Genomic DNA, 23,756 nt, shown 5'->3' on the forward strand with positions numbered 1-23,756 from the left:
TGGGCAGGGTGCTCCGCCCGGGCTACGCGCCCGCGATGACCTCCGCCGCCGCACGGCCGCAGACCCGGGCCGCGCCGTGCGTGGCGATGTGCAGGGCGCCGCGTGGCGTGGACCGGGGGACGCCCATCTCGACCACGACGGTGTCCGGGCGGGCCGCCAGGAGGGTGTCGAGGGCCGCGGCCATCCACGGGTGCCGGTGCTCGTCGCGGACGACGGCCACGATACGGCGGTCGCCCGCCGCGACCAGCGCCGCCGCTGCCGCGTCCTCCCCCGCGAAGCTCCCCGTCTCCGTGCCGGGCAGCAGCCGGCCCAGCTCCGCGGCGACGCCCCAGGGGGTCTCGTCACCGACGGCGATGTTCGCGACGGGGGTGAAGGCGGCGACGTAGGGGGCCGAGGCCGGGGGCGCGTACGGGTCGGCGCGGGTGACGGTGAGCGCGCGTCGGGCGGCGACGAGTCCGACGTCGACCCGTGCGGTGGCGGAGGGCTCGTCGGTGGGGGCCGACGCCGTCCAGCGCGCGAGAGCGCGGACCCGCTGCGCCGCGTCCGCCAGGCGTTCCTCGGGGAGTTCGCCGGAGCGGACCGCCGTGACGAGGGCGTCCCGCAGGCGCCGTACCGTCTCGTCGTCGGCGAGGCCGCCGCCCACGCAGATGGCGTCGGCGCCCGCGGCGATGGCGAGGACGCTGCCGCGTTCGATGCCATAGGTGGCGGCGATGGCCTGCATCTCCATGCCGTCGGTGACGATCAGGCCGTCGTAGCCGAGCTCGCCGCGCAGCAGTTCGGTGAGCACCCGATGCGACAGGGTCGCCGGGCGGTCCGGGTCCAGGGCCGGGACCAGGATGTGGGCGCTCATCACGGCCCGGGTGCCGGCCTCGATCGCGGCGCGGAAGGGGGCCAGTTCGCGGGAGGCGAGCAGTGCGGCGTCCGCGTCGATGCGGGGCAGGGCGTGGTGGGAGTCGACGGCCGTGTCACCGTGGCCGGGGAAGTGCTTGGTGCAGGCGGCGACCCCGGCGGACTGCAGGCCGGTGACATAGGCCGCCGTGTGCCGGGCGACCAGGTCGGTGTCGGCGCCGAAGGAGCGGACACCGATGACCGGGTTGGCGGGGTTGGAGTTGACGTCCGCGGACGGCGCCCAGTTGAGGTTCACGCCGCAGGCCGCGAGGCGGCGGCCGAGTTCGAGGGCCACCTCCCGGGTCAGCTCGACGTCGTCGACCGCGCCGAGGGCGTGGTTGCCGGGGAAGGAGGAACCGGTCCGCACCTCCAGGCGGGTCACGTCCCCGCCCTCCTCGTCGATCGCGACCAGGACGTCGTCCCGTTCCGCCCGCAACTGGGCGGTCAGGGCGGACAGTTGCTCCGGCGAGGTGATGTTGCGGCCGAACAGGCCCACGGACGCCAGGCCTTCGCCGAGGCGGCGCAGCAGCCAGTCGGGGGCCGTGGTGCCGGGGAAGCCGGGCTGGAGGACGGTGAGGGCGTCGCGCGTCAGGCCGTCCTTGGAATTGTGCGCAGTGGTACCGCTGGCGAATGTCGTCATCGAGTGGCGTTATCCCTTCACGGCGCCCGCGGTCAGGCCCGCGGCCATCTTGCGCTGGACGAGGAGGAAGAGAACGACGATCGGCACGGCCATCATGGTGGAACCGGCCATCATCGGGGCGTATTCGGTGCCGTGCTTGGTGGTGAAGTTGCCGAGCCACACGGTCGCGGTCTGGTGCTCCTGGCTGAGCAGCATCAGGGCGTACAGATACTCGTTCCAGGCCTGGATGAAGCCGTAGACCGAGGTGGCGACCATGCCGGGGGCGAGAAGGGGGAAGACGACGCGGATGAAGGCGCCGGTGCGAGAGCAGCCGTCCACCATCGCGGCCTCCTCCAGCTCCCTGGGGATGTTGACGATGAATCCGCGCAGCGTCCACACCGTGAAGGGGAGGATGAAGGTCAGATAGGTGATGATCAGGCCGGAGAGCTTGTCGTACTGGTGGAGGTCGTTCAGCAGCAGGAAGACCGGGATGATCATGGCGACGAGCGGCACCATCTGCACCGCCAGAATGCCCACGATCACGATCTTGCGGCCGCGGAAGGCGAACCGGGAGATGGCGAGCGCGGCCAGCATGCCGACGACGATGCCGATCGCCACCACGGTCAGGGACACGATCAGGCTGCGGCCGACCGGGCCCCAGAAGTCGGCGATGTCCAGTGCCCGGCGGAAGTTGCCGAGCGTGAGGCCCGTGGGCAGCAGGCTCGGGTCCGGGTCGATGGCGTCCTTCGCGGGCTTGAACGCCGTGTTGACCATCCAGTAGACGGGGAAGCCCGCGGTGACGAAGACGAGCAGACCGAGGAGGTTCCAGCCGAGCCTCGGCCGCCGGCGCGCCTGGGGAGCGAGGGCACTCATTCGACCTCTCCGATCTTCAGCATCTGACGCATGTAGACGGCGACCACCGCGAGCAGCAGCACCACGGTGATCAGGGCGATCGCCGAGCCCTGCGCGTAGTCGTTGACCACGAAGGCGCGGTCGTAGGAGTAGGTGGTGAGGAGCTGGAACTCGGCCTCCGGATGGTTGTTGCGCATCACGAAGACCTGCGGGAAGACGCCCATGTCCCAGATGACCGACAGCGTCGTGAGCATCACGATGATCGGCTTGAGGATGGGCAGGGTGACATACCGGAAGACGCCCCAGGAGCCCGCGCCGTCCAGCCGGGCCGCCTCCTCCAGCTCCTTGGGGACCTGGGTGAGACCGGCGCTGAGCGTGATGACCACGAAGGGGACCGCTCCCCAGACCACCAGGAGCATGATCACGGCCAGCCCCTCGGGCCCGCTCGCGAACCAGTTGTGCCCGATCAGGTCGACGCCCGGCAGCTTGCTCAGCAGGGCGTTGAGGATGCCGTAGTCGGCGTCGAAGAGCCACTTGAAGACCGTGGTGGCGACGATGACGGGCATGCCCCAGCTGGCCACCAGCGCGATGTTGACGAGGGTCTTCACCCAGCCGGAGACCCGCTGGAGCAGCAGGGCGACCAGCATGCCGAGGACCATGGTGAAGACGACCGAGCCGACCGCGAACACCACCGTGCGCACGACGACCTGCCAGAACTCGCCGTCGCCGAGCACCTTGGAGAAGTTGGCGAACCCGACCGACTCGGCCGGCTTGAAGCCCCACAGCTGGGACTGCCCGAACTCCTGGAAGGACAGGGTGACCAGCCGGACCAGCGGATAGCCCATCACCAGGGCGAGGATCAGCAGACACGGCGCGAGCAGCAGCCAGGGGGTGGCCGCCCCGCTCGACGTCCGCTTTCCGCGAGGCCGTTGCGGGACGTCGGGTGGCGGCGCCTGCCGCGGCGGCGGCACCTTGGCGGGGGTGGTCGTGTCTGCGGCACTCATCGCGCGCTCCTCAGCGGTCCCTCGGGTCGTACGAGAAGCGGGGCCCTGCCGGCGGACAGGGCCCCGATCTCAGGTCACTTGGTGTTGATGACCTTGTCGATCGCGCCGTCCGCGTCCTTCGCGGCGGCCTCGACCGACTTCTTGCCGGTGCCGATGTTCTGCAGCATGGTCTGCAGGATCTGGGCCTTTTCGACCTGGCCCCAGCCGGGGGCCATCGGGACGAACCAGTTGGACTCGGCCGCGGTGGCCGGGACGACGGTCGCCGGGTCGTTCTTCAGGGTGGCGAGGTCCGTCTTGTTGTTGGGCAGGTTGCCCTTGGCCATCAGGCCCTTCTGGCCTTCAGGACCGGTGAAGGCGTTGATCCACTCGGCGGCGACGCCCTGGGCCTTGGACTTCACCGGGATGGCGAGGTCGGAGCCGCCCAGGAAGACCGGCAAGTTCTTGCCGGACGGGCCGGGCATCACGAAGTTCTCGAGGTTGTCCTTGAGCTTGCCGGTCTTGTCGTTCTTCGGGTCGGCCGCGGTCGCGCCCTCCCAGGCCGCACCGAAGATCAGGTCCGACTTGCCCTGGCCGTAGACGATGTAGCGGTCGGACTCGTCCTTGGTCTTGTCGCCGTGCATGTACTTGTCGAGGACGGTCTTGAACTCCTTCAGGCCCTTGAGGGACTCGGGCGAGGAGAGGTTGGCCTTCCACTGGCCGCCGGACTCGACGGCGATGGAGCCGCCGGCGTCGTAGACGAAGGACATGGCCGCGTACCAGTCACGGGTGGGCTGGTACCAGGCGTTGAACTTGGCGCCCTGCTTCTTCTGGATCTTGTCCAGGTCGGAGGTCAGCTCCGTGTAGGTCTTCGGGGGCGCCTTGATGCCGGACGCGGCCGCGATGTCCTTGCGCCAGGTGCCGACCCGGCCGCCGGCGTAGTACGGCACGCCGTAGGTCTTGCCGTCGTACGTCACGGAGGCCTTGAGGCCGTCCAGCCAGGCGGAGGAGTTGCCGAACTGCGCGGCGTCGACGGGTGCGAAGGCGCCCTTGACCATGTAGCCGAGCATCTCGGTGTTGCCCATCTCGACCACGTCGGGGGCCTTGTCGGTGGCGAGGACGGCGTCCAGCTTGGTGTTCTTGTCCGGCCAGCCGTAGTACTCGTGCTTGATCTTGATCCCGGGGTGCTTCTTCTGCACGGCGGCGTCGGCCGCCTTGACCAGGTTGGGCCAGTTGTTCTGGGCGTCCACGGTGAGCCAGACGGTCAGCTCCTTGGCGTCCGACCCCTGTGCCTTGCCGTCGTCCTTCTTGTCACTGCCACACGCCGCGATGGAGACGACCATGCCCGCGATACCGATCGCGGCTATCAGCTTGCGCTTCACGCCACCCTCCTCAGGGATGCCACAAACCCCCCTGCCTCCCCGCGGTGACCGTCGACGCGTCGTACCGCCCATGGGGCCGGGACCTGGACCAATGGTGTAGACCAGTACCCGGAGCTTGGCCCAGACCAATAGGCCTGTCAAGGGTGTTCAAGCAGGCTCCGGACGTCCGTGATGGGACCGAGATATGCAGGGACCTTTCATTCCGCAAGCGACAGATCGGACGGACCAGTTCCGGTGGACCACTGAGACGGGGACCCCCGATGGACTAGACCAACGGGGGGCGCAAAGGTATACAGGGAGATCACGGAGCGTGCGGGTGGACCCCTGTCACACGAAGCCGTGCCACGATGTGAGCCGGGACCGATGGAATGTCGGTCGCTTCGGCATACGGAGCCGGGAAGGCAGAGCATGAGCACCGACGTCAGCAGTGCGGAGAACGAGGCTGGGGCGACCGTCCGTACCGCGCGCGTGCCCAAGTACTACCGCTTGAAGAAGCACCTGCTCGACATGACGGAGACGCTGCCGCCGGGCACGCCGGTCCCGCCGGAGCGCACGCTCGCGGCCGAGTTCGACACCTCGCGCACCACCGTCCGCCAGGCCCTCCAGGAGCTGGTCGTCGAGGGCCGGCTGGAGCGCATCCAGGGCAAGGGCACCTTCGTCGCCAAGCCGAAGGTCTCCCAGGCGCTGCAACTCACCTCCTACACGGAGGACATGCGCGCCCAGGGCCTGGAGCCGACCTCGCAGCTGCTGGACATCGGCTACATCACCGCCGACGACCGGCTCGCCGAACTGCTCGACATCACGGCGGGCGGGCGAGTGCTGCGCATCGAGCGGCTGCGCATGGCCAACGCCGAGCCGATGGCCATCGAGACGACCCACCTCTCGGCCAAGCGCTTCCCGGCGCTGCGCAGGTCGCTCGTCAAGTACACGTCCCTCTACACCGCGCTCGCCGAGGTGTACGACGTCCACCTCGCGGAGGCCGAGGAGACCATCGAGACCTCCCTGGCCACCCCGCGCGAGGCGGGCCTGCTCGGCACCGACGTGGGCCTGCCGATGCTGATGCTCTCCCGCCACTCCCTGGACCGGGAGGGCAGGCCGGTGGAATGGGTGCGGTCGGTCTACCGCGGCGACCGCTACAAGTTCGTGGCCCGCCTCAAGCGTCCCGCGGAGTGACGCCCGGCCCGGCTCAAACGGCTGGTACATAGGGGGAATTGACCGGCAAGTCCGTGTACGACCGTCTTGTGCGGCGGTTCCGCTGCCGTTGCGGCGACTTCTGCACAGAATCGACATGCCGATAGGAGGATGAGGTCTTCCACTTGTGTGACGGCGTCGCCTAGATTGCCTGCGCATTACACGTGTGATCAGTAGTGATCAGTGGTGATCTGCGAGGGGACGGAGTCGCACGATGTCGGATGCCTCGGATGTGACCGGAGCGACGGTGGTGACGCCCTTGCGCGTCGTCATCGCCCTCTGTCTGATCGCGCCCTTCGTGGCGATGCTGTGGGTCGGCTCCTACGCCAGGACGGACCCCGAGTTCATCGGGATCCCGTTCTTCTACTGGTACCAGATGCTGTGGGTGGTCATCTCAACCGCGCTGACGATGACCGCGTACAAGCTGTGGCAGCGTGACCAGCGCACCCGCGCGGCGGTCCGGCGGAGCGGGGGTGCGTCGAAGTGAAGGACGGCGTGAACGGCGTCGCGCTCGGCGTCTTCGTCTTCTTCTTCCTGGCCGTCACGGTCATGGGCTTCCTGGCAGCCCGCTGGCGCAGGGCCGACAACGAGCACAGCCTCGACGAATGGGGCCTGGGCGGACGGTCGTTCGGCACCTGGATCACCTGGTTCCTGCTCGGCGGCGACCTGTACACGGCGTACACCTTCGTCGCCGTACCGGCGGCGATCTACGCGGCGGGCGCGGCCGGCTTCTTCGCCGTGCCGTACACGATCCTCGTCTACCCGCTGATCTTCATGTTCCTCCCGCGCCTGTGGTCGGTGTCCCACCGGCACGGCTATGTGACGACCTCGGACTTCGTGCGCGGCCGCTTCGGCTCGAAGGGCCTGTCGCTGGCGGTGGCGGTCACCGGAATCCTGGCGACGATGCCGTACATCGCGCTCCAACTGGTCGGCATCCAGGCCGTCCTCGACGTGATGGGCGTCGGCGGCGGCGAGAGCACCCACTGGTTCGTGAAGGACCTGCCGCTGCTGATCGCCTTCGGCGTGCTGGCCGCGTACACCTACTCCTCGGGCCTGCGCGCGCCCGCCCTGATCGCGTTCGTGAAGGACGCGCTGATCTACATCGTCATCGCGGTGGCGATCATCTACATCCCCATCAAGCTGGGCGGCTTCGACAACATCTTCACCAAGGCGGGCGAGGCGTTCAGCCAGGTCAACCCGGCGACCGGCAAGCCGCGCGGCGCCCTCACCCCGCCGGAGGCCGGCCAGTGGACCTACGTCACGCTGGCCCTGGGCTCCGCGCTCGCGCTCTTCATGTACCCGCACTCGATCACCGCGACGCTCTCCTCGAAGAGCCGTGACGTGATCCGCCGCAACACCACGATCCTGCCGCTGTACTCCCTGATGCTCGGCCTGCTGGCCCTGCTGGGCTTCATGGCGATCGCGGCGGGCGTCAAGGTGCAGAACGGCCAGCTGGCCATCCCGCAGCTGTTCGAGAACATGTTCCCGGACTGGTTCGCGGGCGTGGCCTTCGCGGCGATCGGCATCGGCGCCCTCGTGCCCGCGGCCATCATGTCCATCGCGGCCGCGAACCTGTTCACCCGCAACATCTACAAGGACTTCATCAGGCCGGACGCCACACCCGCGCAGGAGACCAAGGTCTCCAAGCTGGTCTCCCTCCTGGTGAAGGTGGGCGCCCTGGTCTTCGTCCTGACGATGGACAAGACGGTCGCCATCAACTTCCAGTTGCTCGGCGGCATCTGGATCCTGCAGACCTTCCCGGCCCTGGTCGGCGGCCTGTTCACCCGCTGGTTCCACCGCTGGGCGCTGCTCGCGGGCTGGGCGGTCGGCATGGTGTACGGCACCGTCGCCGCGTACGGCGTCGCCTCGCCGACGCAGAAGCACTTCGGCGGCTCGGCCAAGGAGATCCCGGGCATCGGGGAGATCGGCTACATCGGCCTCACCGCCTTCGTGCTCAACGTGGCCGTCACGGTGGTGCTGACCTTCGTACTGAAGGCGCTGAAGGCCCCCGAGGGCGTCGACGAGACCAGCCCGGCGGACTACACGGCGGACGCCGGCGACCCGGGCGTCCAGGTTGAGCTGCCGCCGGCGACCGCGGACGCCGGCCACTGAGGACGCCGGTCACTGAGCGGACAAGAACGGGCCGTCGGAGAAAATCCGGCGGCCCGTTGTCGTACCCGTCCTGCACACTCGGTCCCATGGACATCGAGATCAGGCGGACGGCTCCGGACGAGTACGGCACCCTGGGCGAGATCACGGCCCAGGCCTATCTCCAGGACGGCCTCCTCGACTTCGGGGAGAGCGACGGTTACCTCGGCGAGCTCAGGGACGTGGCCAAGCGCGCGGCCGCCGCGGAGGTGCTGGTCGCCGTGGCGGACGGCGAAGTGCTCGGCGGCGTCACCTTCGTGCCGGCAGGCGGGCCCATGGCCGACATCGCCCGCGCCGGAGAGGCCGAGATACGGATGCTCGCGGTCGGCCACGCGGCACGCAGCCGCGGCGTCGGGGAGGCTCTGGTGCGCGCCTGTGTCGATCGCGCACGGGCCACGCCGGGCTGCGTACGGATCGTGTTGTCCAGCCAGCGCTCCATGCGGGCCGCCCATCGCATCTACGAACGCATGGGCTTCGTGCGCACACCCGAGCGGGACTGGAATCCCCTCCCCCACCTCGACGACATCACTCTCCTCACCTACGAGTTGACACTCTGACACCGCCACGACACAACATCTGGGGGTGACGCGAGCACCCGGCACTAGATGTATGCTCATGCTCGCTGTCGCCGCAGGGGAATCCGGTGCGAATCCGGAACTGTCCCGCAACGGTGTACTTGCGCGTATCCGCCCCCCGGGGGTGATGCGCGCTCGCGTCAGTCCGAGGACCTGCCGACAGTGCGCCCGGCCGTCCAATCCGGGTGCCCCGACGTCCGGGCCTCGTGGAGTGGGCCGGTGGACGCGACGCCGCGTGCGCTCGTGTGCCGCCCCCTGCCCTGCGCAAGGCCCCCGTGCCGAGCCTGGGAGAGCCCCACGTGACCATCGCGCCAGCCGAACCGGCTTCAGCGACACGCCTGGAGACCGACGGTCCCGGTGCCGCGCTGCTGCGGACCCTGACCGAGCTGACCGCCGACCTGCCCGACGCCGACCCCGGCCGGGTCGCCGCCGCCGCGCTGCGCGGCCGCTCCGCCCGGGCGGACGAGTCGGAGCTGCGCGAGCTGGCCACGGAGGCGGCCGCCGGCCTCATCTCCGAGGACCCGGCCTACTCCCGGCTGGCCGCCAGGCTGCTGACCCTCTCCATCCGCGCCGAGGCCGCCTCGCAGGGCGTGACGTCCTTCACCGGGTCCGTCGCCGTGGGGCACCGCGAGGGGCTGATCGCCGACCGCACCGCCGCGTTCGTACGACTGCACGCCGAGCGGCTCGACTCGCTGGTCGACGCGGCCGCCGACGACCGCTTTGGCTACTTCGGCCTGCGCACCCTGCACAGCCGCTACCTGCTGCGCCACCCCATCACCCGCAAGGCCGTCGAGACGCCCCAGCACTTCATGCTGCGGGTCGCCGCGGGTCTCGCCGAGGACGACTCCGCCCGTTCCGTCGACGAAGTCGCCGCGCTCTACGCGCTCATGAGCCGCCTCGACTATCTGCCCTCCTCCCCCACGCTCTTCAACTCCGGCACGCGGCACCCCCAGATGTCGTCCTGCTACCTCCTCGACTCCCCACTGGACGAGCTGGACTCCATCTACGACCGCTACCACCAGGTGGCCCGCCTCTCGAAGCACGCCGGCGGCATCGGGCTGTCGTACTCCCGCATCCGCAGCCGTGGTTCGCTGATCCGCGGCACCAACGGGCACTCCAACGGCATCGTCCCGTTCCTCAAGACCCTCGACGCCTCCGTCGCCGCCGTGAACCAGGGCGGCCGGCGCAAGGGCGCGGCCGCGGTCTACCTGGAGACCTGGCACTCCGACCTCGAGGAGTTCCTGGAGCTGCGCGACAACACCGGCGAGGACGCCCGCCGTACGCACAACCTCAACCTCGCGCACTGGATCCCGGACGAGTTCATGCGCCGGGTCGACGCCGACGAGCAGTGGTCGCTGTTCTCCCCGTCGGACGTGCCGCAGCTGGTCGACCTGTGGGGCGCGGAGTTCGACGCCGTGTACCGCAAGGCGGAGGCGGACGGGCTCGCGAAGAAGACCATCCCCGCCCGTGACCTCTACGGCCGCATGATGCGCACCCTGGCGCAGACCGGCAACGGCTGGATGACCTTCAAGGACGCCGCCAACCGCACCGCCAACCAGACGGCCGAGCCGGGCCACGTCGTCCACTCCTCCAACCTCTGCACGGAGATCCTGGAGGTCACCGACGACGGGGAGACTGCGGTCTGCAACCTGGGGTCGGTCAACCTCGGCGCGTTCGTCGTCGACGGCGACATCGACTGGGAGCGGCTGGACGAGACGGTCCGCACGGCCGTCACCTTCCTCGACCGTGTCGTCGACATCAACTTCTACCCGACCGAGCAGGCCGGCCGGTCCAACGCCAAGTGGCGTCCCGTCGGCCTCGGTGCGATGGGCCTGCAGGACGTCTTCTTCAAGCTGCGGCTGCCGTTCGACTCGCCCGAGGCACGCGCCCTGTCGACCCGGATCGCCGAGCGCATCATGCTCGCCGCGTACGAGGCCTCCGCCGACCTGGCCGAACGCAACGGCCCGCTGCCGGCCTGGGAGAAGACCCGTACGGCCCGGGGCGTGCTGCACCCCGACCACTACCGCGTCGAGCTCGCCTGGCCGGAGCGCTGGGCGGCGCTGAGCGAGCGGATCGCCGCCGTCGGCATGCGCAACTCGCTGCTCCTGGCCATCGCGCCGACGGCCACCATCGCCTCGATCGCGGGCGTGTACGAGTGCATCGAGCCGCAGGTCTCCAACCTCTTCAAGCGCGAGACCCTGTCGGGCGAGTTCCTCCAGGTCAACTCGTACCTGGTGAAGGACCTCAAGGAGCTGGGCGTCTGGGACGCCCGCACCCGTGAGGCGCTGCGCGACTCGGGCGGCTCGGTGCAGGACTTCGCGTGGATCCCGGCCGACGTACGGGCGTTGTACCGCACGGCGTGGGAGATCCCGCAGCGCGGGCTGATCGACATGGCCGCGGACCGGACCCCGTTCCTCGACCAGTCGCAGTCCCTGAACCTCTTCATGGAGACGCCGACCATCGGCAAGCTCTCCTCGATGTACGCGTACGCCTGGAAGCAGGGTCTGAAGACGACGTACTACCTGCGCTCGCGCCCGGCGACCCGCATCGCCCGCGCCGCCCAGGCGCAGACGCCGGCGTCCATCCCCGTCCAGCAGGTCGCCGACCCCGACGCCGTCGCCTGCTCCCTTGAGAACCCCGAGTCCTGCGAGGCCTGCCAGTAATGTCCAGCCGTAACACCAACCTGCTCGACCCGGGCTTCGAGCTGACTCTCCGCCCGATGCGCTACCCCGACTTCTACGAGCGCTACCGGGACGCGATCAAGAACACCTGGACCGTGGAGGAGGTCGACCTCCACTCGGACGTCGCCGACCTCGCGAAGCTGACGCCGGGTGAGCAGCATCTGATCGGGCGTCTGGTCGCGTTCTTCGCGACGGGCGACTCGATCGTGGCCAACAACCTGGTGCTGACCCTGTACAAGCACATCAACTCCCCCGAGGCGCGGCTCTATCTGAGCCGGCAGCTCTTCGAGGAGGCGGTGCACGTCCAGTTCTATCTGACGCTCCTGGACACCTATCTCCCCGACCCGGAGGACCGCGCCGCGGCCTTCGCGGCCGTGGAGAAGATCCCCTCCATCCGCGAGAAGGCCGCGTTCTGCTTCAAGTGGATGGACTCGGTGGAGAAGCTGGAGCGCCTGGAGACGAAGGCCGACCGGCGGCGCTTCCTGCTCAACCTCATCTGCTTCGCCGCGTGCATCGAGGGCCTGTTCTTCTACGGCGCCTTCGCCTACGTCTACTGGTTCCGCAGCCGGGGTCTGCTGCACGGTCTGGCCACCGGCACCAACTGGGTGTTCCGCGACGAGACGATGCACATGTCCTTCGCCTTCGAGGTGGTGGACACCGTCCGCAAGGAGGAGCCGGACCTCTTCGACGACGAGCTTCAGCAGCAGGTCACCGACATGCTGAGGGAGGCCGTCGCGGCCGAGCTGCAGTTCGCGCGCGACCTGTGCGGTGACGGCCTCCCGGGCATGAACACCGAGTCGATGCGGCAGTACCTGGAGTGCGTCGCCGACCAGCGGCTGAGCCGCCTCGGCTTCGCTCCGGTGTACGGCTCCGAGAACCCCTTCTCCTTCATGGAGCTCCAGGGGGTTCAGGAGCTGACCAACTTCTTCGAGCGGCGTCCGTCGGCGTACCAGGTGGCGGTGGAGGGCACCGTCGACCTGGACGAGGACTTCTGACCCCGTCCTGCCTTCCCGGTCTCCTGGGCCTCCCTGAGCTGTCGGTCGATGCGCCGGTCGCGCACGATGCCGATCAGTGAGGGGAGGACCAGGAGGACCAGGATCCCGAGGGCGACGGTCATTCCGATCAGGGCTTCTGTCTGCGCTGTAGTCATGTCACCACTGTCGCGCCGAATACTCCTTACAAACAGTGGCAGGACTGCCGCACACCCTCGAATTACTGCCACTTCCGAGGCACACTGGACGCATGCTGAGGAACGTGGCCACCGTCCTGCTCGACGGTGTGCATCCCTTTGAACTCGGAGTCGTCTGCGAGGTGTTCGGCCTCGACCGCAGCGACGAGGGGCTGCCGGTGTACGACTTCGCCGTGGTCTCGGCGGAGGGTCCGGCGCTGAGCACCCATGTCGGCGGGCTCACCGTCTCCACGCCGTACGGCCTCGACCGGCTGGAGAAGGCCGATCTGATCGCCGTACCGGCCTCCGACGCGAACGTCGGGCGGGACTATCCGCCCGAGCTGCTCGCCGCCCTGCGCCGGGCCGTGGACCGGGGCGCCCGTGTGCTCAGCGTCTGCTCCGGCGTCTTCGTGCTGGGCGCCGCCGGACTGCTCGACGGACGGCGCTGTGCCGCGCACTGGCGGCACGCGGACGCGCTCGCCCGGCGCTTCCCGCGCACCCGCGTCGAACCGGACGTCCTGTACGTCGACGAGGACCCGGTGATCACCTCCGCCGGCACCGCGGCCGGGATCGACGCCTGTCTGCACATCGTGCGCAAGGAACAGGGCCCGGAGGTTGCCAACAAGATCGCCCGGCGGATGGTGGTGCCGCCGCACCGGGACGGCGGACAGGCGCAGTACATCGAACGTCCGCTGCCCCGGGACTCGTGCGACACGGTCGGCGAGGTACTGGTGTGGATGGAGCAGCACCTCGACGAGGAGGTGACCGTCGAGCAGCTGGCCGCCCGCGCCCTCATGGCACCGCGCACCTTCGCGCGCCGCTTCCAGCAGGAGACGGGCACCACGCCCTACCGCTGGATCCTGCGCCAACGCGTTCTGCTGGCACAGGAGTTGCTGGAGGGCACGGACGAGACGGTGGACGCGGTCGCCGCGCGCACCGGGTTCGGCACCGCGGCCGCGCTGCGCCATCAGTTCGTACGGGCCCTGGGGACCACCCCCAACGCCTACCGGCGCGCGTTCCGGGGCCCGCAGGCCGCCTGAGCGCGCACCGGCAACGGGCGTCTCACCATGGCACGGGCTTCAGCAGCAGCCGGTGCGGACGGAGCGTGATGCCCACGCGGGTCGCGTCGTTCGACCCGTCGACCTGTTCGAAGCGGTACTTCGCCGACAGCGCCGCCGTGATCAGGGTGAGCTGGGCCATCGAGAAGTGGTCGCTGGGGCACTTGCGATTGCCCACGCTGAACGGGCTCATGGCGTATTTCGGTACGCCCTTGGCGCGTTCCGGCAACCAGCGGTCGGGGTCGAAGTCGAGGTTGTGCGCGTAGGACCGGCCGTCGCGCTGGATGGCGTACGGGCTGTAGACGATGTCCGCCCCGGCCGGAATGCGATAGCCGCCGAGCGCGGTGTCGGTCACCGCGCGCCGCGTCAATATCCATACGGCGGGACGCAAACGCATCGCCTCGACGACGACATTGTTGGTGTACGTGAGCTTCCGTACGTCCTCGAATCCGACGGGCCGGCCGCCGGTCACGGATTCGACCTCGGTACGTACCTTCTCGGCGTGTTCCGGATGTTCGGCGAGCACCTGGAGCAGCCACATGATCGTGGAGGCGACGGTTTCGCTTCCGGGGGTGAGTATCGCGACGACCTGGTCGTGGATCTCCTGTTCCCCGATGGGCTCGTCATTCTCGTCCTTCGCCGCCAGCAATGCCGTCAGCAAATCGTCCGGCTTTTGACCGGATGCCCGGCGCTCGGCGACGATCTCGTCGACGAGCAGATGCAAATCGGCCAGGGCTCGGTTGAATTTCCGGTTGGGCGGCAGCGGCAGCCGGTAGAGCGGTCCGAGCGGGACGACCATCCGGCGGTACATACCGCGGAAGACGGTCGCGAGGGCGACGCACAGCCGCTCGGCGCGCTCGTCCATGTACTCGCCGCGCAGCAGACAGCGGGCCGCGATCCGCACGGCGACCCGGAAGGACTCGGAGGTGCAGTCGACGGTCTCGCCGGGCCGCCAGCGCTCGGTCAGCCCGTGCGCCTCCTCCTCCATGATCGGCCCGTACGCGGGTATGGCGTCTAGCCTGAACGCGGGCTGGATGGTGCGTCGTTGGCGCCGGTGCCGGGTGCCGTTCGCGGTGGCCACGCCCTCCTTGCCGAGCAGGCCTTCGAGGGACTCCCACAGCGGCCCGTCGATCTTGTAGTCGGGGCTCAGCGCCATTGCGCCGGTGAGCGCGGGGGTGGTGACGGCGTACACCGTCTTCGGGCCGAGCCTCAGCCGTACGACGTCACCGTGCTCACGCAGCCCGGCCATGAAGGCCAGCGGATCGCGGACCAGTCGCCAGCCGTGGCCGAGGACCGGGACGCCACCCCCCGCGAGGGGCGGCTCACTCAACTCGGGCACCTCGGGTGCCGCGGGCTTCACCGACTCGACGGTCATTTCTCACCTGCCGCTTCGTTGTTGACGTACGGGGGCGTGGACCTGTCGTCCCAGCTGTCGACCATGTACCGGCCGGACTCGTGGTGGAACCAGTAGACGGAACTGAACCAGTTCCGCATATTGCAGAGGCAGGACCGTACGGCGGCACCGAGTTCCTTTCCGGGCACGGTGCCGTCATCGAGCCGGTCGGCGAACCGCAGGGCGATCATTTCCGCTTCGAGAAACTCCTCCACGCATTTCTCGATGCGCCGCCGTAGCTTGACGACTGCCTCTTCCAGAGTCAGGTCCTCATGGGTGATGAGACTGATTCCGAGATTGTGGACCTCCTCGCCCGCTATTTCCTTCGGGAGGGAGCAGAGGTCGTTGTACCAGGCGGCGAATTCCTGGCTCAGCAGCGCCGGACGACGGTATGCCGGGTGTTTCCGCACGGCGTCCGGGAGTTCGCATCCGGCGCTCGGCTCCAGCAGGTCCGTCCATATCCAGTGTGCGAAGGTCAGGCGCCGCAGGGCGAGATACTCCTCCACCTCGGGGACGTATCCCCTGACGCGGTTGCGGAACTCCCGGTCGTACGCCTCGATCACCGCGTGGAAGTGCCGGGCGAACCGGGCGTTCCAGGTCCGGGGCAGGAAGGAGTACAACCGCCGCACGCTGTCCGCGAATCCCGCCACCACAGGGTCCGGATGGGACTCGTGGGGCCCGGGTGAGTCGAGGGCCGCGTGTAAGCGGAACCTGAGCCGCCGCCAGTCGTCGGTGCGGCCGTGGACGATGTCGCGGTCGTGGCGGTCGTCCCAGACGAAGAACCACGCGCTGTAGTCGGCGATGGCCTGCAGGACGTCGTCGGGGGCACCTATGTAGTAGCCCGCCATGAGGTCGGTGTAGCACAGGCCATCGGCATATTCCTGCACCTTGTCCGCCGGCATGAGCCGCTTTTCCAGGAGCCAGAGGCGGGTCTTCTCCTGTAGTCGCGGCCAATACGGATGCAGTTGCCGGGGAAACGCCGACTCGATCAACGGCAGAGCCAGCGTCGGCGGGACCGGGACCGCCGTCGGCATCCATGTGGTGCTGTGTGGGAAAGCATGCACGAACAAACCCCTCTCAGCCGCCAGAAGCACACACCCCTCTCACCGTGCCGGGCGTGCGCCGTTGCGTATCCCCGCACTTCCCATTCAGCACTACAACTGACCGCTCTGGGAACGGATTTGCTTCACTCACTACCCCACCGTGCCGAGAATCCCCCCTTGTGTGACTGATTGCGGATTGCTAGAAGCGCACAAAGGATCGAATTTGCGACGCGCAGACGGTGTGAAGCCGGACATAAAAGAACGACGCCTGATCAGGAACGTTCCTGATCAGGCGTCACAGAGGTGTGCGCGGGCCTCAGTCGTTGGCGACCACGGGGTAGCGCGGCTCGTTCTCGGCCATCTGCCGCAGCGCGTCCTTGCGCTCGCGCTTCGACAGACGGTCGATGTACAGGTAGCCGTAAAGGTGGTCGGTCTCGTGCTGCAAACACCGTGCGAAGTAGCCGGTGCCGCGAACCTTGACCGGGTTGCCCTTCTCGTCCTGCCCGGTCACTTCGGCGTAGTCCGGGCGGGCGAGCGGCGCGTAGGCGGTCGGCACGGACAGGCAGCCCTCGTTGCTGTCGTCCAGGCGGCGCTTGTCGGCGGGCAGGTCGACCAGCTTCGGGTTGCACACCACGCCGACGTGCCGGACGCCCTCGTCGTCCTGGCAGTCGTAGACGAAGACCTTCAGGTCGACGCCGATCTGGTTGGCGGCCAGGCCCACGCCCTCGGCGGTGCGCTGGCTGGTGAACATGTCCGCGACCAGCTGGTCGAGCTCCTCGCCGAACTCGGTGACGTCCTTGCACTCCTTGTGCAGCACCGGGTTCCCGACAACCGTGATCGGCCGCGAGGTGCCACGCTCACGCCAGGCGTTCTCGCGCTCCTCCGCGTCCTCGGTGTCGATGACGAAGCCCTCGTCGTCCACGGGGAGCACGCCCGCGTGCTGCTGATCGGTGTCCTGCTGCGCCATGACCGACGTATGCCTTCCTGACAAAAACGGGGAGTAGATGCTGATACAGGGTACGGGGACCGCGCCCCACAGGGGCGCGGGACAGTATCGATATGCGGCTCCGCCGCGTGGGCGCGACCAGCCACAACGGCCCCGCAGCCGACAACGCCCCCTAGCAAACCTCTTCGAGGTCCCGCCAATCCCTGGAGTCCGGACTGTCCGCAACCCACCCGTCCAGCAACCCCCTCACCAGCGAAGCCGGCGCAGCCACCCCGCACTCGCGCTCGGGCACCCACAGCTGCCCGTCGGTGCGGTGGCCGAGCGGCCCCGGGTGGCCGGGTTCGCTGTGGTCGTGCGGGTCGAGATGGGTGCCGTCGCCCTCGTCGGACGGCATGCGCGACTCCGAGCACATACGGCACAGCAGCCGCACGGACGACGACCAGTCCTCCGCGGCGAAGCCGGCGTCGGCGGCCAGTTGCTCCAGCGCGTCCCGGTCGGCCTCGGTCGCGGCCTCCAGCAGGACCACCCAGGTGGGGACGGGCGACGGGGCCCACAGCTCGATCTCGTCGAACACCGGGAACGCATGCCCGGTGGCCGTGGTCCGCTCCCCGTGGGGCACCCCGTCGTGCAGTACGACCTCGCCCCAGCGTCGCCCGGACGAGGGAAGCGGAATGGACAGCACCTCGATCCGCGCCGGATCGAGCCTGCGTCCCCACACGACCTCGGCCTCGCCCTCGGGTGACAGCCGTACGGCCGCGCTGCCCAGCTCCATGCCGAGCGGCTCCCCGGAGACGGCGGCTCCGCCCGGCACCCGCAGCCCGTAGGCCTGCCAGGCCCGCCGGGCCAGCGGCCAGTCCTGCAGGGCGGTGGCGGCGATGCCGACGTTCCACCAGTCGGGTGCCCCGGTCTCCCGGTCGAGCAGCGCCACGGCCCTGAGGCCGGCGGCCCGGGCCTGCTCCCAGTCGTGCCGGAACTTGTGCAGCAGGGCGAGGTTGAACCAGGACTCCGACAGCCAGGGCTCCAGGTCGGCGGCGCGCGTCAGCAGCTCGCCCGCGTCCTCGTACCGGCCGTCGCCGATCAGCGTGAACGCGCGATCTGTGGCCTGCCGCCAGGAGGCGGAGGGCCGGTGCCGTCCCTTGCCGAAGATCCTCACGATTCCCGCCTGCCAGTTCCAGTTCCGCACAGTGGGCTGGCTTGTGCCCCCGGACACCCTCTCCCTCGCATCCAACCACGTACGGCAGGAAGGACGCTCATTACCCATGGGTTACCCAGGAAGAGACAGGGTCAGACAGTGCCGCCCGTCACCTGCCACCACCCTGCCCGAGGCTCCCCCGGAGCTCAACGCCTGGGGGGACCCCCACCGCGCCACACCTTTGATTCCAGAGCACCCGGGCGAGCGACTCCACGACCTCGGGCGCATAGTCCCCCGCGGTGCCCAGCCGCAGCTCCTCCAGGGCCTTGAGCGGCCCACCGGGTCCTGCTTCCCTGGCCATCTCCTCGTATGCGTTCACGGCCCGTACGATCCGCGCGGCCACCGGCTGCTCCCGGTAGGGGTCGGCCTGCCGCTCCACGACCACGGCGACCGCCGCGTCCACCCCGGTCTGCCGTACGACGGCCCCGCCGAGGAGCGCTATGCGCCGCTGCTCCTCCGGGGGCAGCCCGGCGGTGGCCCCGGCCGGCACCGGGTCGACCAGGCTGAGCTGGCCGATGTCGTGCATCAGGGCCGCGTACTCCAGCACGGTCAGCTCGGTCCCGGACAGCCCCAGGTCCCGGCCCACGGCCCCGCTGAGCGCGGCGACGCGACGGGCGTGCCCGGCGGGGGTGTACCCGGCGACCTCGGTGGCCCGGGCGAGTGAGGCGATGGTCTGCCGGTAGGTGGCCCGTACGGCCGCGTACCGGCGCAGGGAGAGCTGGGTGAGCAGCAGCGGAAGGCAGAACACGGGCAGGGCCCACAGTCCCGCGACGGCGACCGCCAGCGCCATCACCGCGCCCGTGGCGCACACGGCGGACCCGATGCCGAGCAGCCCCCGCAGCTCGTCCCTCAGCAGCGGGCCGAACGGCCACCGGGTGCGGGAGTGCGCCTGCGCGGCCGCCAGGACCGCGTCGCACAGGGCGGTGAGCACGAGGAGGGCGAGCACCAGCAGGGCGTAGGCCGGTCCGCCCCAGGAGCCGAACACGCCCTGGTTGTAGAGGGGTTGGAAGCAGACGGCGGCGAAGCCGACGGTCAGGACGCGGCGGGCCAGCTGGTCGAGGGTGGGGCTGCGGCCCTGCCAGATGTGCGGCACGCTGCCGAGCAGGGAGGCTGCCAGGACGACGGTGACGACCTGCGCGGCATCGTGCTGGGCGGGGCGGCCGGCGACCTCGCCGAGCAGGGCGTAGGACAGCGCTCCGGCGGCACCGACGGGCGCGGCCTCCCGCACGCGCGCGCCGGTCACTTCGGTCCCCTCCGCTCGGCCGGAGCCGAGAGCCTGGGGGAGGGAGAGCTCGCCGACGGCTATGAGAAGGCCGAAGCAGAGGGCGACTCCCCGGTCGCCGATGCCGGTCCACAGGGTGACGGCCAGGCAGCCGAGGGCGAGGACGACGGCGGAGCCGGATATCAGGCGGAGCGGCGTCATCGCCCGGCTCCGGGCCGGCTCGGGACGGGTTCGGGCGGGGACGCCGCGTGCCGCGTCTCGTCGGCGGTGACGGCGGGATGCCAGCCGTGCCGGGCCAGAGCGCGTGCCAGCGCGGCGACCATCCTGGGGTCGAACTGGGCCCCCGCGCACCGCTCCAGCTCCTCCAGTGCCGTCGCGACGGGCCGGGCCCTGCGGTAGGACCTCGTGGACGTCATGGCGTCGAAGGCGTCGGCGACGGCGACCACCCGCGCGCACTCCGGGATCTGCCCGCCGGCCAGCCCATACGGATAGCCGCTTCCGTCCAGCCGCTCATGGTGGTGCAGGATCGCCGCGCGCGCCTCGCCGAGGAAGGAGATGCCCCGCACCACCTCGTGCCCGTATTCGGGATGCAGTTCGATGACCCGGCGCTCCTCGGGGGTGAGCGGCCCGTCCTTGCGGAGCAGCCGGGTCGGGACGCCCAGCTTCCCCACGTCGTGCAGGATCCCGGCGAAGCGCAGCACCTCGACGCGCTCGCCGTCCATGCCCAGTTCACGGGCGATCATCACGGAGGCATGTCCGACCCGCTCGCTGTGACCGCGGGTGTACCCGTCCTTGATGTCGACGGCCTGCACCAGCGCGCGGATGGTGGCCTGGTGGGCGGCCCGCTCCCGGTGGTACTGCGCGAACACCCACCAGGACACGCACATCGGCAGCAGCACGAGCAGCGCGGCGACGGGGCCGTACGGGCTGCGCCACAGCACCGCCATCATCAGCCCGGCCAGCCCGTGCGCCGCGATCGGCGCGAGCGAGCGCGACAGCAGCCCCCGCCAGGCCCGCCGGGCCGGCACCCGCTCGACGAGGGCGAGGATCCCGCCGTCGAGCACGGCCAGCACCAGGCAGAAGACCAGCACGGCCGCCCCGGCGGGAACGAGCACATAAGGGAAGTGGGACGCCACGACCGCGTCGCGCCCGCCCAGCGCCCAGTGCACCCGGGACGCGCCCCACACCGCCAGCGCCGGCTGGGCGCCCCGCCAGACGCGCCGGAGCGGCGTGGACGGCTGTCCGCCGTGGGAGAGCAGGGCGGCCGGCAGCGGTACGAGCGCGGCGGCGGGCGGAGGCAGCAGAAAGGCCCCGGCGAGCAGGACGGGGTAGAAGGTGCCCGCGAACCGGCGCCGCGCGACGTGCTCGCAGGCCGCGTACAGCGCGGCGAGCAGCGCGATCACCCACCAGGGTGAGTGGTTTCCGCGCAGCGACAGCAGACAGAACAGAGCGAGAAGGGCGACACAGGCCACGTACACGCGTGCCCGTGCCGGAACCACCTCCATGACACCCCTCCCCCGACCGTGCGTGCCCAGGCTTCGGAGCCTAGGACGGGGGCCAGGGGGTCCGCGGGCCGATGACCCGCGGATTAGCACATTCGGGTGATGTCCCCAAGATCAGGACACGGTGTCCGGGCGCGGGGTCAGGACTCCTGGGGCGTGACCGGCGAGGCGGTCACGTCGTGCTCCGGCACGGTCTGGCCGGAACGGATCAGGTCGAGCCGCCCCAGGACCTTGGCGCGCAGGTCGGTCGGTACGTCGTCATGCCCGCAGCACCGCTTGACCAGCTTCTTCACGGCCTCTTCCAGGCCGTACTTCTCCAGGCACGGGGAGCACTCCTGGAAGTGCTGCTTGAACTTGTCGCGATCGACGTCCGGCATCTCACTGTCGAGGAACTCATAGAGATGATCGAGGACCTCACCGCAGTCCGTCTCGTGCGGCTCTCCGCAGCTCATGAGCCCGAGCCTTTCGCTTCGTTCGACTCTCCGGCGCCCGCCGGGACCAGGCCGCGCTCACGCGCGTAGTCCTCCAGCATGCCGCGCAGTTGACGGCGGCCCCGGTGCAGCCGGGACATCACCGTACCGATGGGTGTCCCCATGATGTCCGCGATCTCCTTGTACGCAAAGCCCTCTACGTCCGCCAGATAGACGGCGATGCGGAATTCCTCGGGGATCGCCTGCAGTGCTTCCTTGACGTCCGAGTCGGGCAGGTGGTCGAGCGCCTGCGACTCGGCCGAGCGCAGACCGGTCGACATGTGCGACTCGGCACGGGCGAGCTGCCAGTCCTCGATCTCCTCGGCCGCGCTGCGCTGGGGCTCGCGCTGCTTCTTGCGGTACGAGTTGATGAAGGTGTTGGTGAGGATCCGGTACAGCCACGCCTTGAGGTTGGTGCCCTCACGGAACTGGTGGAAGGACGCGTACGCCTTGGCGTACGTCTCCTGCACCAGGTCCTCGGCATCGGCGGGATTGCGCGTCATGCGCAGCGCGGCCGAGTACATCTGGTCGAGGAATTCGAGCGCGTCCCGCTCGAAGCGCGCGCTGCGCTCCGCGGTCGACTCCGCGCCCATGCCCCGGCCCTCGGGCAGCTCCGCCTGGCCGTTGTCGGTCCCTGCGTCGGTCCCAGTGACCGGACCCACCTCCTCAAGATCCCGGGTGGGACCGAAACCGGTCCCACTCGTTTCGGAGGATAGAACACGACCCGTGCCTGCCGCCGCTCGAATAGGAGGCGTCTTGGCCGCGTGCAGCACCGTCCAGTCCAGCTCAGGGCGGCTCGGATCAAACTCTGCCGGGCGAAGCCTGTCCACGGGATGGTGGGCGACGGGAGGGCAGATGGTCGAACCCATGCGGCGGCTTCCTCTCCTACGACGACGGTGCCGGCGGTCCAGCACTTCTGTCCGCCACAACAGTTGTCCCGGCCCCGGCATTCCCTGCGTTACCCGAGTGACGCCACCCACTGGACGACACCGTCCGTGATGATCTCCAGGGCCCGCTCCTGGGTGATCTCCGCGCGCTTGGGGACCGCGAAGCCATGATCGCCGTACGGCACCTCGACCAGCTCGTACGCCCCCGCGGGGAACTCGTCCGGCTTGCCGAAGGGGTCGTTTCCGCCCTGTACGACGAGCGTGGGCACCCCGGCGCCGAGCAGTTCGTCGGCGCGGGACTTCTCGGGCTTGCCCGGCGGGTGCAGCGGGAAGCTCAGCGCGAGCACGGCGTGCGCGCCCAGCTCCGTGGCGGTGCGGCAGGCGACCCGGGCGCCCGCGCTGCGGCCGCCGGAGATCACCGGCAGCTCCATCCCGGCCAGCGCGGGCCAGATGCCGCGCCAGCCGGTGTCCAGGGTCTTCGGCGCGGGCGCGAGCTTCTTGCCCGCGACCCGCCAGGGCTGCTCGACCAGGGCCACGGTCACGCCGTGCTCCGGCAGCACCTGGGCGAGCGCCTGCAGGTCACGCGCCTCGATGCCGCCGCCCGCCCCATGACTCGCGGCCAGCACCAGCCGCGCCTTCTTCGCCCGGTGCCAGGTGATGCGGGCGGTCCCGGCGTCGGTCTCGACAATCTCGATCACGCTAGAAGAGTGTGCCCTCTTCCGGCCCCTCCAGCTCCTTCAGCAGCTCCGGGCCGTTGTTGCGGACGTTGCTCACGGCCGTGGAGACCGGGTAAGCGCGCATCAGGCCGGCCGGGGGCGGCTCCAGCAGGGAGCGCAGGTCCTCCGGGTCCGTGCGGGAGGGGTCCAGCCAGGCGTCCCAGCGGTCCTCCGTGAGCATCAGCGGCATCCGGGGGTGGATCTCGGCGAGCGAGAACGGTCCCTCGGCCGGGGCGACGGCCAGGGGGGTCGTCTCCGCCTCCGTGGTGATCACGGAACAGGTGACCCACCAGGCCTGCGGGTGGTCGTCGGGGAGGGTCTTGTCGCGCCAGAACTCGTACAGCCCGGCCATCGCGAAGACCGAGCCGTCGGCGGGCAGCACGAAGTACGGCTGCTTGCGCGGGCGCTTCTTCTTCCCCTCGGCCTCCAGGTCCCGCTCCTGCTTGCCGGTGACCCACTCGTAGTAGCCGTCGGCGGGGACGATGCAGCGCCGGGCCGCAAAGGCGCGGCGGTACGCGGGCTTCTCGTGCACGGTCTCCGCACGCGCGTTGATCATCCGGGCGCCGCCCTCGGGGGTCTTGGCCCAGGACGGCACCAGTCCCCACTTCAGCCGGCGCAGCTGGCGCACCGGCCGTGGGTCTTCGGCGTCCTTCACGGGGCGGTCGAGGACGGCGTAGACCTCCTTGGTCGGAGCCACGTTGTAATCCGGCTCCAGGGTCTCTTCGGGCTCCCACTTCTCGACCTCGAAGATTCCCGCAAGATCTTCGGGCCGACGACTGGATGCATACCGTCCGCACATGTCAAACACCCCTCCGACAGACCGTTTGGTGCCATTGTCGCCGC

Annotated in this window: 21 protein-coding genes and 1 riboswitch; of the genes, 7 read left to right on the forward strand and 14 right to left on the reverse strand. The window is 69.7% G+C overall.

Annotated elements, in window-relative coordinates; translation table 11 throughout:
- Positions 1–22: 22 nt before the first annotated feature.
- From ACZ4EG_RS25375 to ACZ4EG_RS25390, 4 genes are all read right to left on the reverse strand, one after another.
- On the reverse strand, positions 23–1,528 hold the full coding sequence (locus tag ACZ4EG_RS25375; protein WP_467792205.1) for a glycoside hydrolase family 3 protein: 1,506 nt from the start codon (positions 1,526–1,528) through the stop codon (positions 23–25).
- Positions 1,529–1,537: 9 nt separating this feature from the next.
- The gene (locus ACZ4EG_RS25380) at positions 1,538–2,380 is read right to left on the reverse strand and encodes a carbohydrate ABC transporter permease (RefSeq protein ID WP_467792206.1); all 843 of its coding nucleotides are present in this window, start codon (positions 2,378–2,380) and stop codon (positions 1,538–1,540) included.
- On the reverse strand, positions 2,377–3,363 hold the full coding sequence (locus ACZ4EG_RS25385) for a carbohydrate ABC transporter permease (protein ID WP_363294135.1): 987 nt from the start codon (positions 3,361–3,363) through the stop codon (positions 2,377–2,379). Before ACZ4EG_RS25385 ends, ACZ4EG_RS25380 begins: the two co-directional genes overlap by 4 nt.
- Before the next feature lie 74 nt (positions 3,364–3,437).
- Complete coding sequence (locus ACZ4EG_RS25390; RefSeq protein ID WP_453553375.1) at positions 3,438–4,721, reverse strand: extracellular solute-binding protein; 1,284 nt, start codon at positions 4,719–4,721, stop codon at positions 3,438–3,440.
- A gap of 408 nt (positions 4,722–5,129) precedes the next feature.
- On the opposite strand from ACZ4EG_RS25390, the gene ACZ4EG_RS25395 reads away from it, so the two are divergent.
- From ACZ4EG_RS25395 to ACZ4EG_RS25425, 7 genes are all read left to right on the forward strand, one after another.
- Positions 5,130–5,894 (forward strand): GntR family transcriptional regulator, encoded by a 765-nt coding sequence (locus tag ACZ4EG_RS25395; protein WP_390708826.1) that lies wholly within the window; start codon positions 5,130–5,132, stop codon positions 5,892–5,894.
- Positions 5,895–6,126: 232 nt separating this feature from the next.
- Positions 6,127–6,399, forward strand: coding sequence for a DUF3311 domain-containing protein (locus ACZ4EG_RS25400; RefSeq protein ID WP_467792207.1), 273 nt, complete (start codon positions 6,127–6,129; stop codon positions 6,397–6,399).
- The gene (mctP, locus tag ACZ4EG_RS25405) at positions 6,396–8,024 is read left to right on the forward strand and encodes a monocarboxylate uptake permease MctP (protein WP_467792208.1); all 1,629 of its coding nucleotides are present in this window, start codon (positions 6,396–6,398) and stop codon (positions 8,022–8,024) included. Before ACZ4EG_RS25400 ends, mctP begins: the two co-directional genes overlap by 4 nt.
- An 86-nt stretch (positions 8,025–8,110) precedes the next feature.
- Positions 8,111–8,617 carry a GNAT family N-acetyltransferase gene (locus ACZ4EG_RS25410; protein WP_453553381.1) on the forward strand — a complete coding sequence of 169 codons (507 nt, stop codon included), beginning with the start codon at positions 8,111–8,113 and terminating at the stop codon, positions 8,615–8,617.
- A 52-nt stretch (positions 8,618–8,669) separates the two neighbouring features.
- Positions 8,670–8,810, forward strand: a riboswitch (cobalamin riboswitch).
- A gap of 124 nt (positions 8,811–8,934) precedes the next feature.
- A complete protein-coding gene (locus tag ACZ4EG_RS25415; protein ID WP_467792209.1) occupies positions 8,935–11,298 on the forward strand; it encodes a ribonucleoside-diphosphate reductase subunit alpha in 2,364 nt (787 codons plus the stop codon).
- Positions 11,298–12,311: a ribonucleotide-diphosphate reductase subunit beta gene (locus ACZ4EG_RS25420; protein WP_467792210.1), complete on the forward strand. Its 1,014-nt coding sequence runs from the start codon at positions 11,298–11,300 to the stop codon at positions 12,309–12,311. The genes ACZ4EG_RS25415 and ACZ4EG_RS25420 overlap by 1 nt, the downstream gene beginning before the upstream one ends.
- A 247-nt stretch (positions 12,312–12,558) precedes the next feature.
- Positions 12,559–13,524 carry a helix-turn-helix domain-containing protein gene (locus ACZ4EG_RS25425; protein WP_467792211.1) on the forward strand — a complete coding sequence of 322 codons (966 nt, stop codon included), beginning with the start codon at positions 12,559–12,561 and terminating at the stop codon, positions 13,522–13,524.
- 22 nt (positions 13,525–13,546) lie between these two features.
- On the opposite strand, the gene ACZ4EG_RS25430 is transcribed toward ACZ4EG_RS25425, so the two are convergent.
- The 10 genes from ACZ4EG_RS25430 to ACZ4EG_RS25475 all read right to left on the reverse strand — a co-directional run bounded on the left by ACZ4EG_RS25430 (position 13,547) and on the right by ACZ4EG_RS25475 (position 23,712).
- The gene (locus ACZ4EG_RS25430) at positions 13,547–14,917 is read right to left on the reverse strand and encodes a bifunctional albaflavenone monooxygenase/terpene synthase (protein ID WP_467792212.1); all 1,371 of its coding nucleotides are present in this window, start codon (positions 14,915–14,917) and stop codon (positions 13,547–13,549) included.
- Positions 14,914–15,999 (reverse strand): epi-isozizaene synthase, encoded by a 1,086-nt coding sequence (cyc1, locus tag ACZ4EG_RS25435; protein WP_467792213.1) that lies wholly within the window; start codon positions 15,997–15,999, stop codon positions 14,914–14,916. The genes ACZ4EG_RS25430 and cyc1 overlap by 4 nt, the downstream gene beginning before the upstream one ends.
- 295 nt (positions 16,000–16,294) lie before the next feature.
- Complete coding sequence (gene def, locus ACZ4EG_RS25440; RefSeq protein ID WP_390708817.1) at positions 16,295–16,945, reverse strand: peptide deformylase; 651 nt, start codon at positions 16,943–16,945, stop codon at positions 16,295–16,297.
- A gap of 151 nt (positions 16,946–17,096) precedes the next feature.
- Positions 17,097–18,077, reverse strand: a complete 981-nt coding sequence (locus tag ACZ4EG_RS25445) for a tetratricopeptide repeat protein (protein WP_453553393.1) — start codon at positions 18,075–18,077, stop codon at positions 17,097–17,099.
- Positions 18,078–18,225: 148 nt separating this feature from the next.
- Positions 18,226–19,539: an HD-GYP domain-containing protein gene (locus tag ACZ4EG_RS25450; RefSeq protein ID WP_467792214.1), complete on the reverse strand. Its 1,314-nt coding sequence runs from the start codon at positions 19,537–19,539 to the stop codon at positions 18,226–18,228.
- Positions 19,536–20,843: an HD-GYP domain-containing protein gene (locus tag ACZ4EG_RS25455; RefSeq protein WP_467792215.1), complete on the reverse strand. Its 1,308-nt coding sequence runs from the start codon at positions 20,841–20,843 to the stop codon at positions 19,536–19,538. Before ACZ4EG_RS25455 ends, ACZ4EG_RS25450 begins: the two co-directional genes overlap by 4 nt.
- A gap of 137 nt (positions 20,844–20,980) precedes the next feature.
- Positions 20,981–21,292, reverse strand: a complete 312-nt coding sequence (rsrA, locus tag ACZ4EG_RS25460; protein ID WP_453553399.1) for a mycothiol system anti-sigma-R factor — start codon at positions 21,290–21,292, stop codon at positions 20,981–20,983.
- A complete protein-coding gene (gene sigR, locus ACZ4EG_RS25465) occupies positions 21,289–21,972 on the reverse strand; it encodes an RNA polymerase sigma factor SigR (protein WP_453553401.1) in 684 nt (227 codons plus the stop codon). Before sigR ends, rsrA begins: the two co-directional genes overlap by 4 nt.
- Before the next feature lie 296 nt (positions 21,973–22,268).
- Positions 22,269–22,895, reverse strand: coding sequence for an alpha/beta hydrolase family protein (locus ACZ4EG_RS25470; RefSeq protein ID WP_467792216.1), 627 nt, complete (start codon positions 22,893–22,895; stop codon positions 22,269–22,271).
- A 1-nt stretch (position 22,896) separates the two neighbouring features.
- A complete protein-coding gene (locus tag ACZ4EG_RS25475; RefSeq protein ID WP_453553405.1) occupies positions 22,897–23,712 on the reverse strand; it encodes an SOS response-associated peptidase in 816 nt (271 codons plus the stop codon).
- Positions 23,713–23,756: the final 44 nt, after the last annotated feature.

Source organism: Streptomyces sp. NPDC025638 (assembly GCF_055558775.1).

Coding starts and splice junctions, on each gene's coding strand:
- ACZ4EG_RS25375 (WP_467792205.1), bottom strand. CDS start 1,528: ATGACGACATTCGCCAGCGGTACCACTGCGCACAATTCCAAGGACGGC.
- ACZ4EG_RS25380 (WP_467792206.1), bottom strand. CDS start 2,380: ATGAGTGCCCTCGCTCCCCAGGCGCGCCGGCGGCCGAGGCTCGGCTGG.
- ACZ4EG_RS25385 (WP_363294135.1), bottom strand. CDS start 3,363: ATGAGTGCCGCAGACACGACCACCCCCGCCAAGGTGCCGCCGCCGCGG.
- ACZ4EG_RS25395 (WP_390708826.1), top strand. CDS start 5,130: ATGAGCACCGACGTCAGCAGTGCGGAGAACGAGGCTGGGGCGACCGTC.
- ACZ4EG_RS25400 (WP_467792207.1), top strand. CDS start 6,127: ATGTCGGATGCCTCGGATGTGACCGGAGCGACGGTGGTGACGCCCTTG.
- ACZ4EG_RS25410 (WP_453553381.1), top strand. CDS start 8,111: ATGGACATCGAGATCAGGCGGACGGCTCCGGACGAGTACGGCACCCTG.
- ACZ4EG_RS25420 (WP_467792210.1), top strand. CDS start 11,298: ATGTCCAGCCGTAACACCAACCTGCTCGACCCGGGCTTCGAGCTGACT.
- ACZ4EG_RS25425 (WP_467792211.1), top strand. CDS start 12,559: ATGCTGAGGAACGTGGCCACCGTCCTGCTCGACGGTGTGCATCCCTTT.
- ACZ4EG_RS25430 (WP_467792212.1), bottom strand. CDS start 14,917: ATGACCGTCGAGTCGGTGAAGCCCGCGGCACCCGAGGTGCCCGAGTTG.
- def (WP_390708817.1), bottom strand. CDS start 16,945: ATGGCGCAGCAGGACACCGATCAGCAGCACGCGGGCGTGCTCCCCGTG.
- ACZ4EG_RS25450 (WP_467792214.1), bottom strand. CDS start 19,539: ATGACGCCGCTCCGCCTGATATCCGGCTCCGCCGTCGTCCTCGCCCTC.
- ACZ4EG_RS25455 (WP_467792215.1), bottom strand. CDS start 20,843: ATGGAGGTGGTTCCGGCACGGGCACGCGTGTACGTGGCCTGTGTCGCC.
- rsrA (WP_453553399.1), bottom strand. CDS start 21,292: ATGAGCTGCGGAGAGCCGCACGAGACGGACTGCGGTGAGGTCCTCGAT.
- ACZ4EG_RS25475 (WP_453553405.1), bottom strand. CDS start 23,712: ATGTGCGGACGGTATGCATCCAGTCGTCGGCCCGAAGATCTTGCGGGA.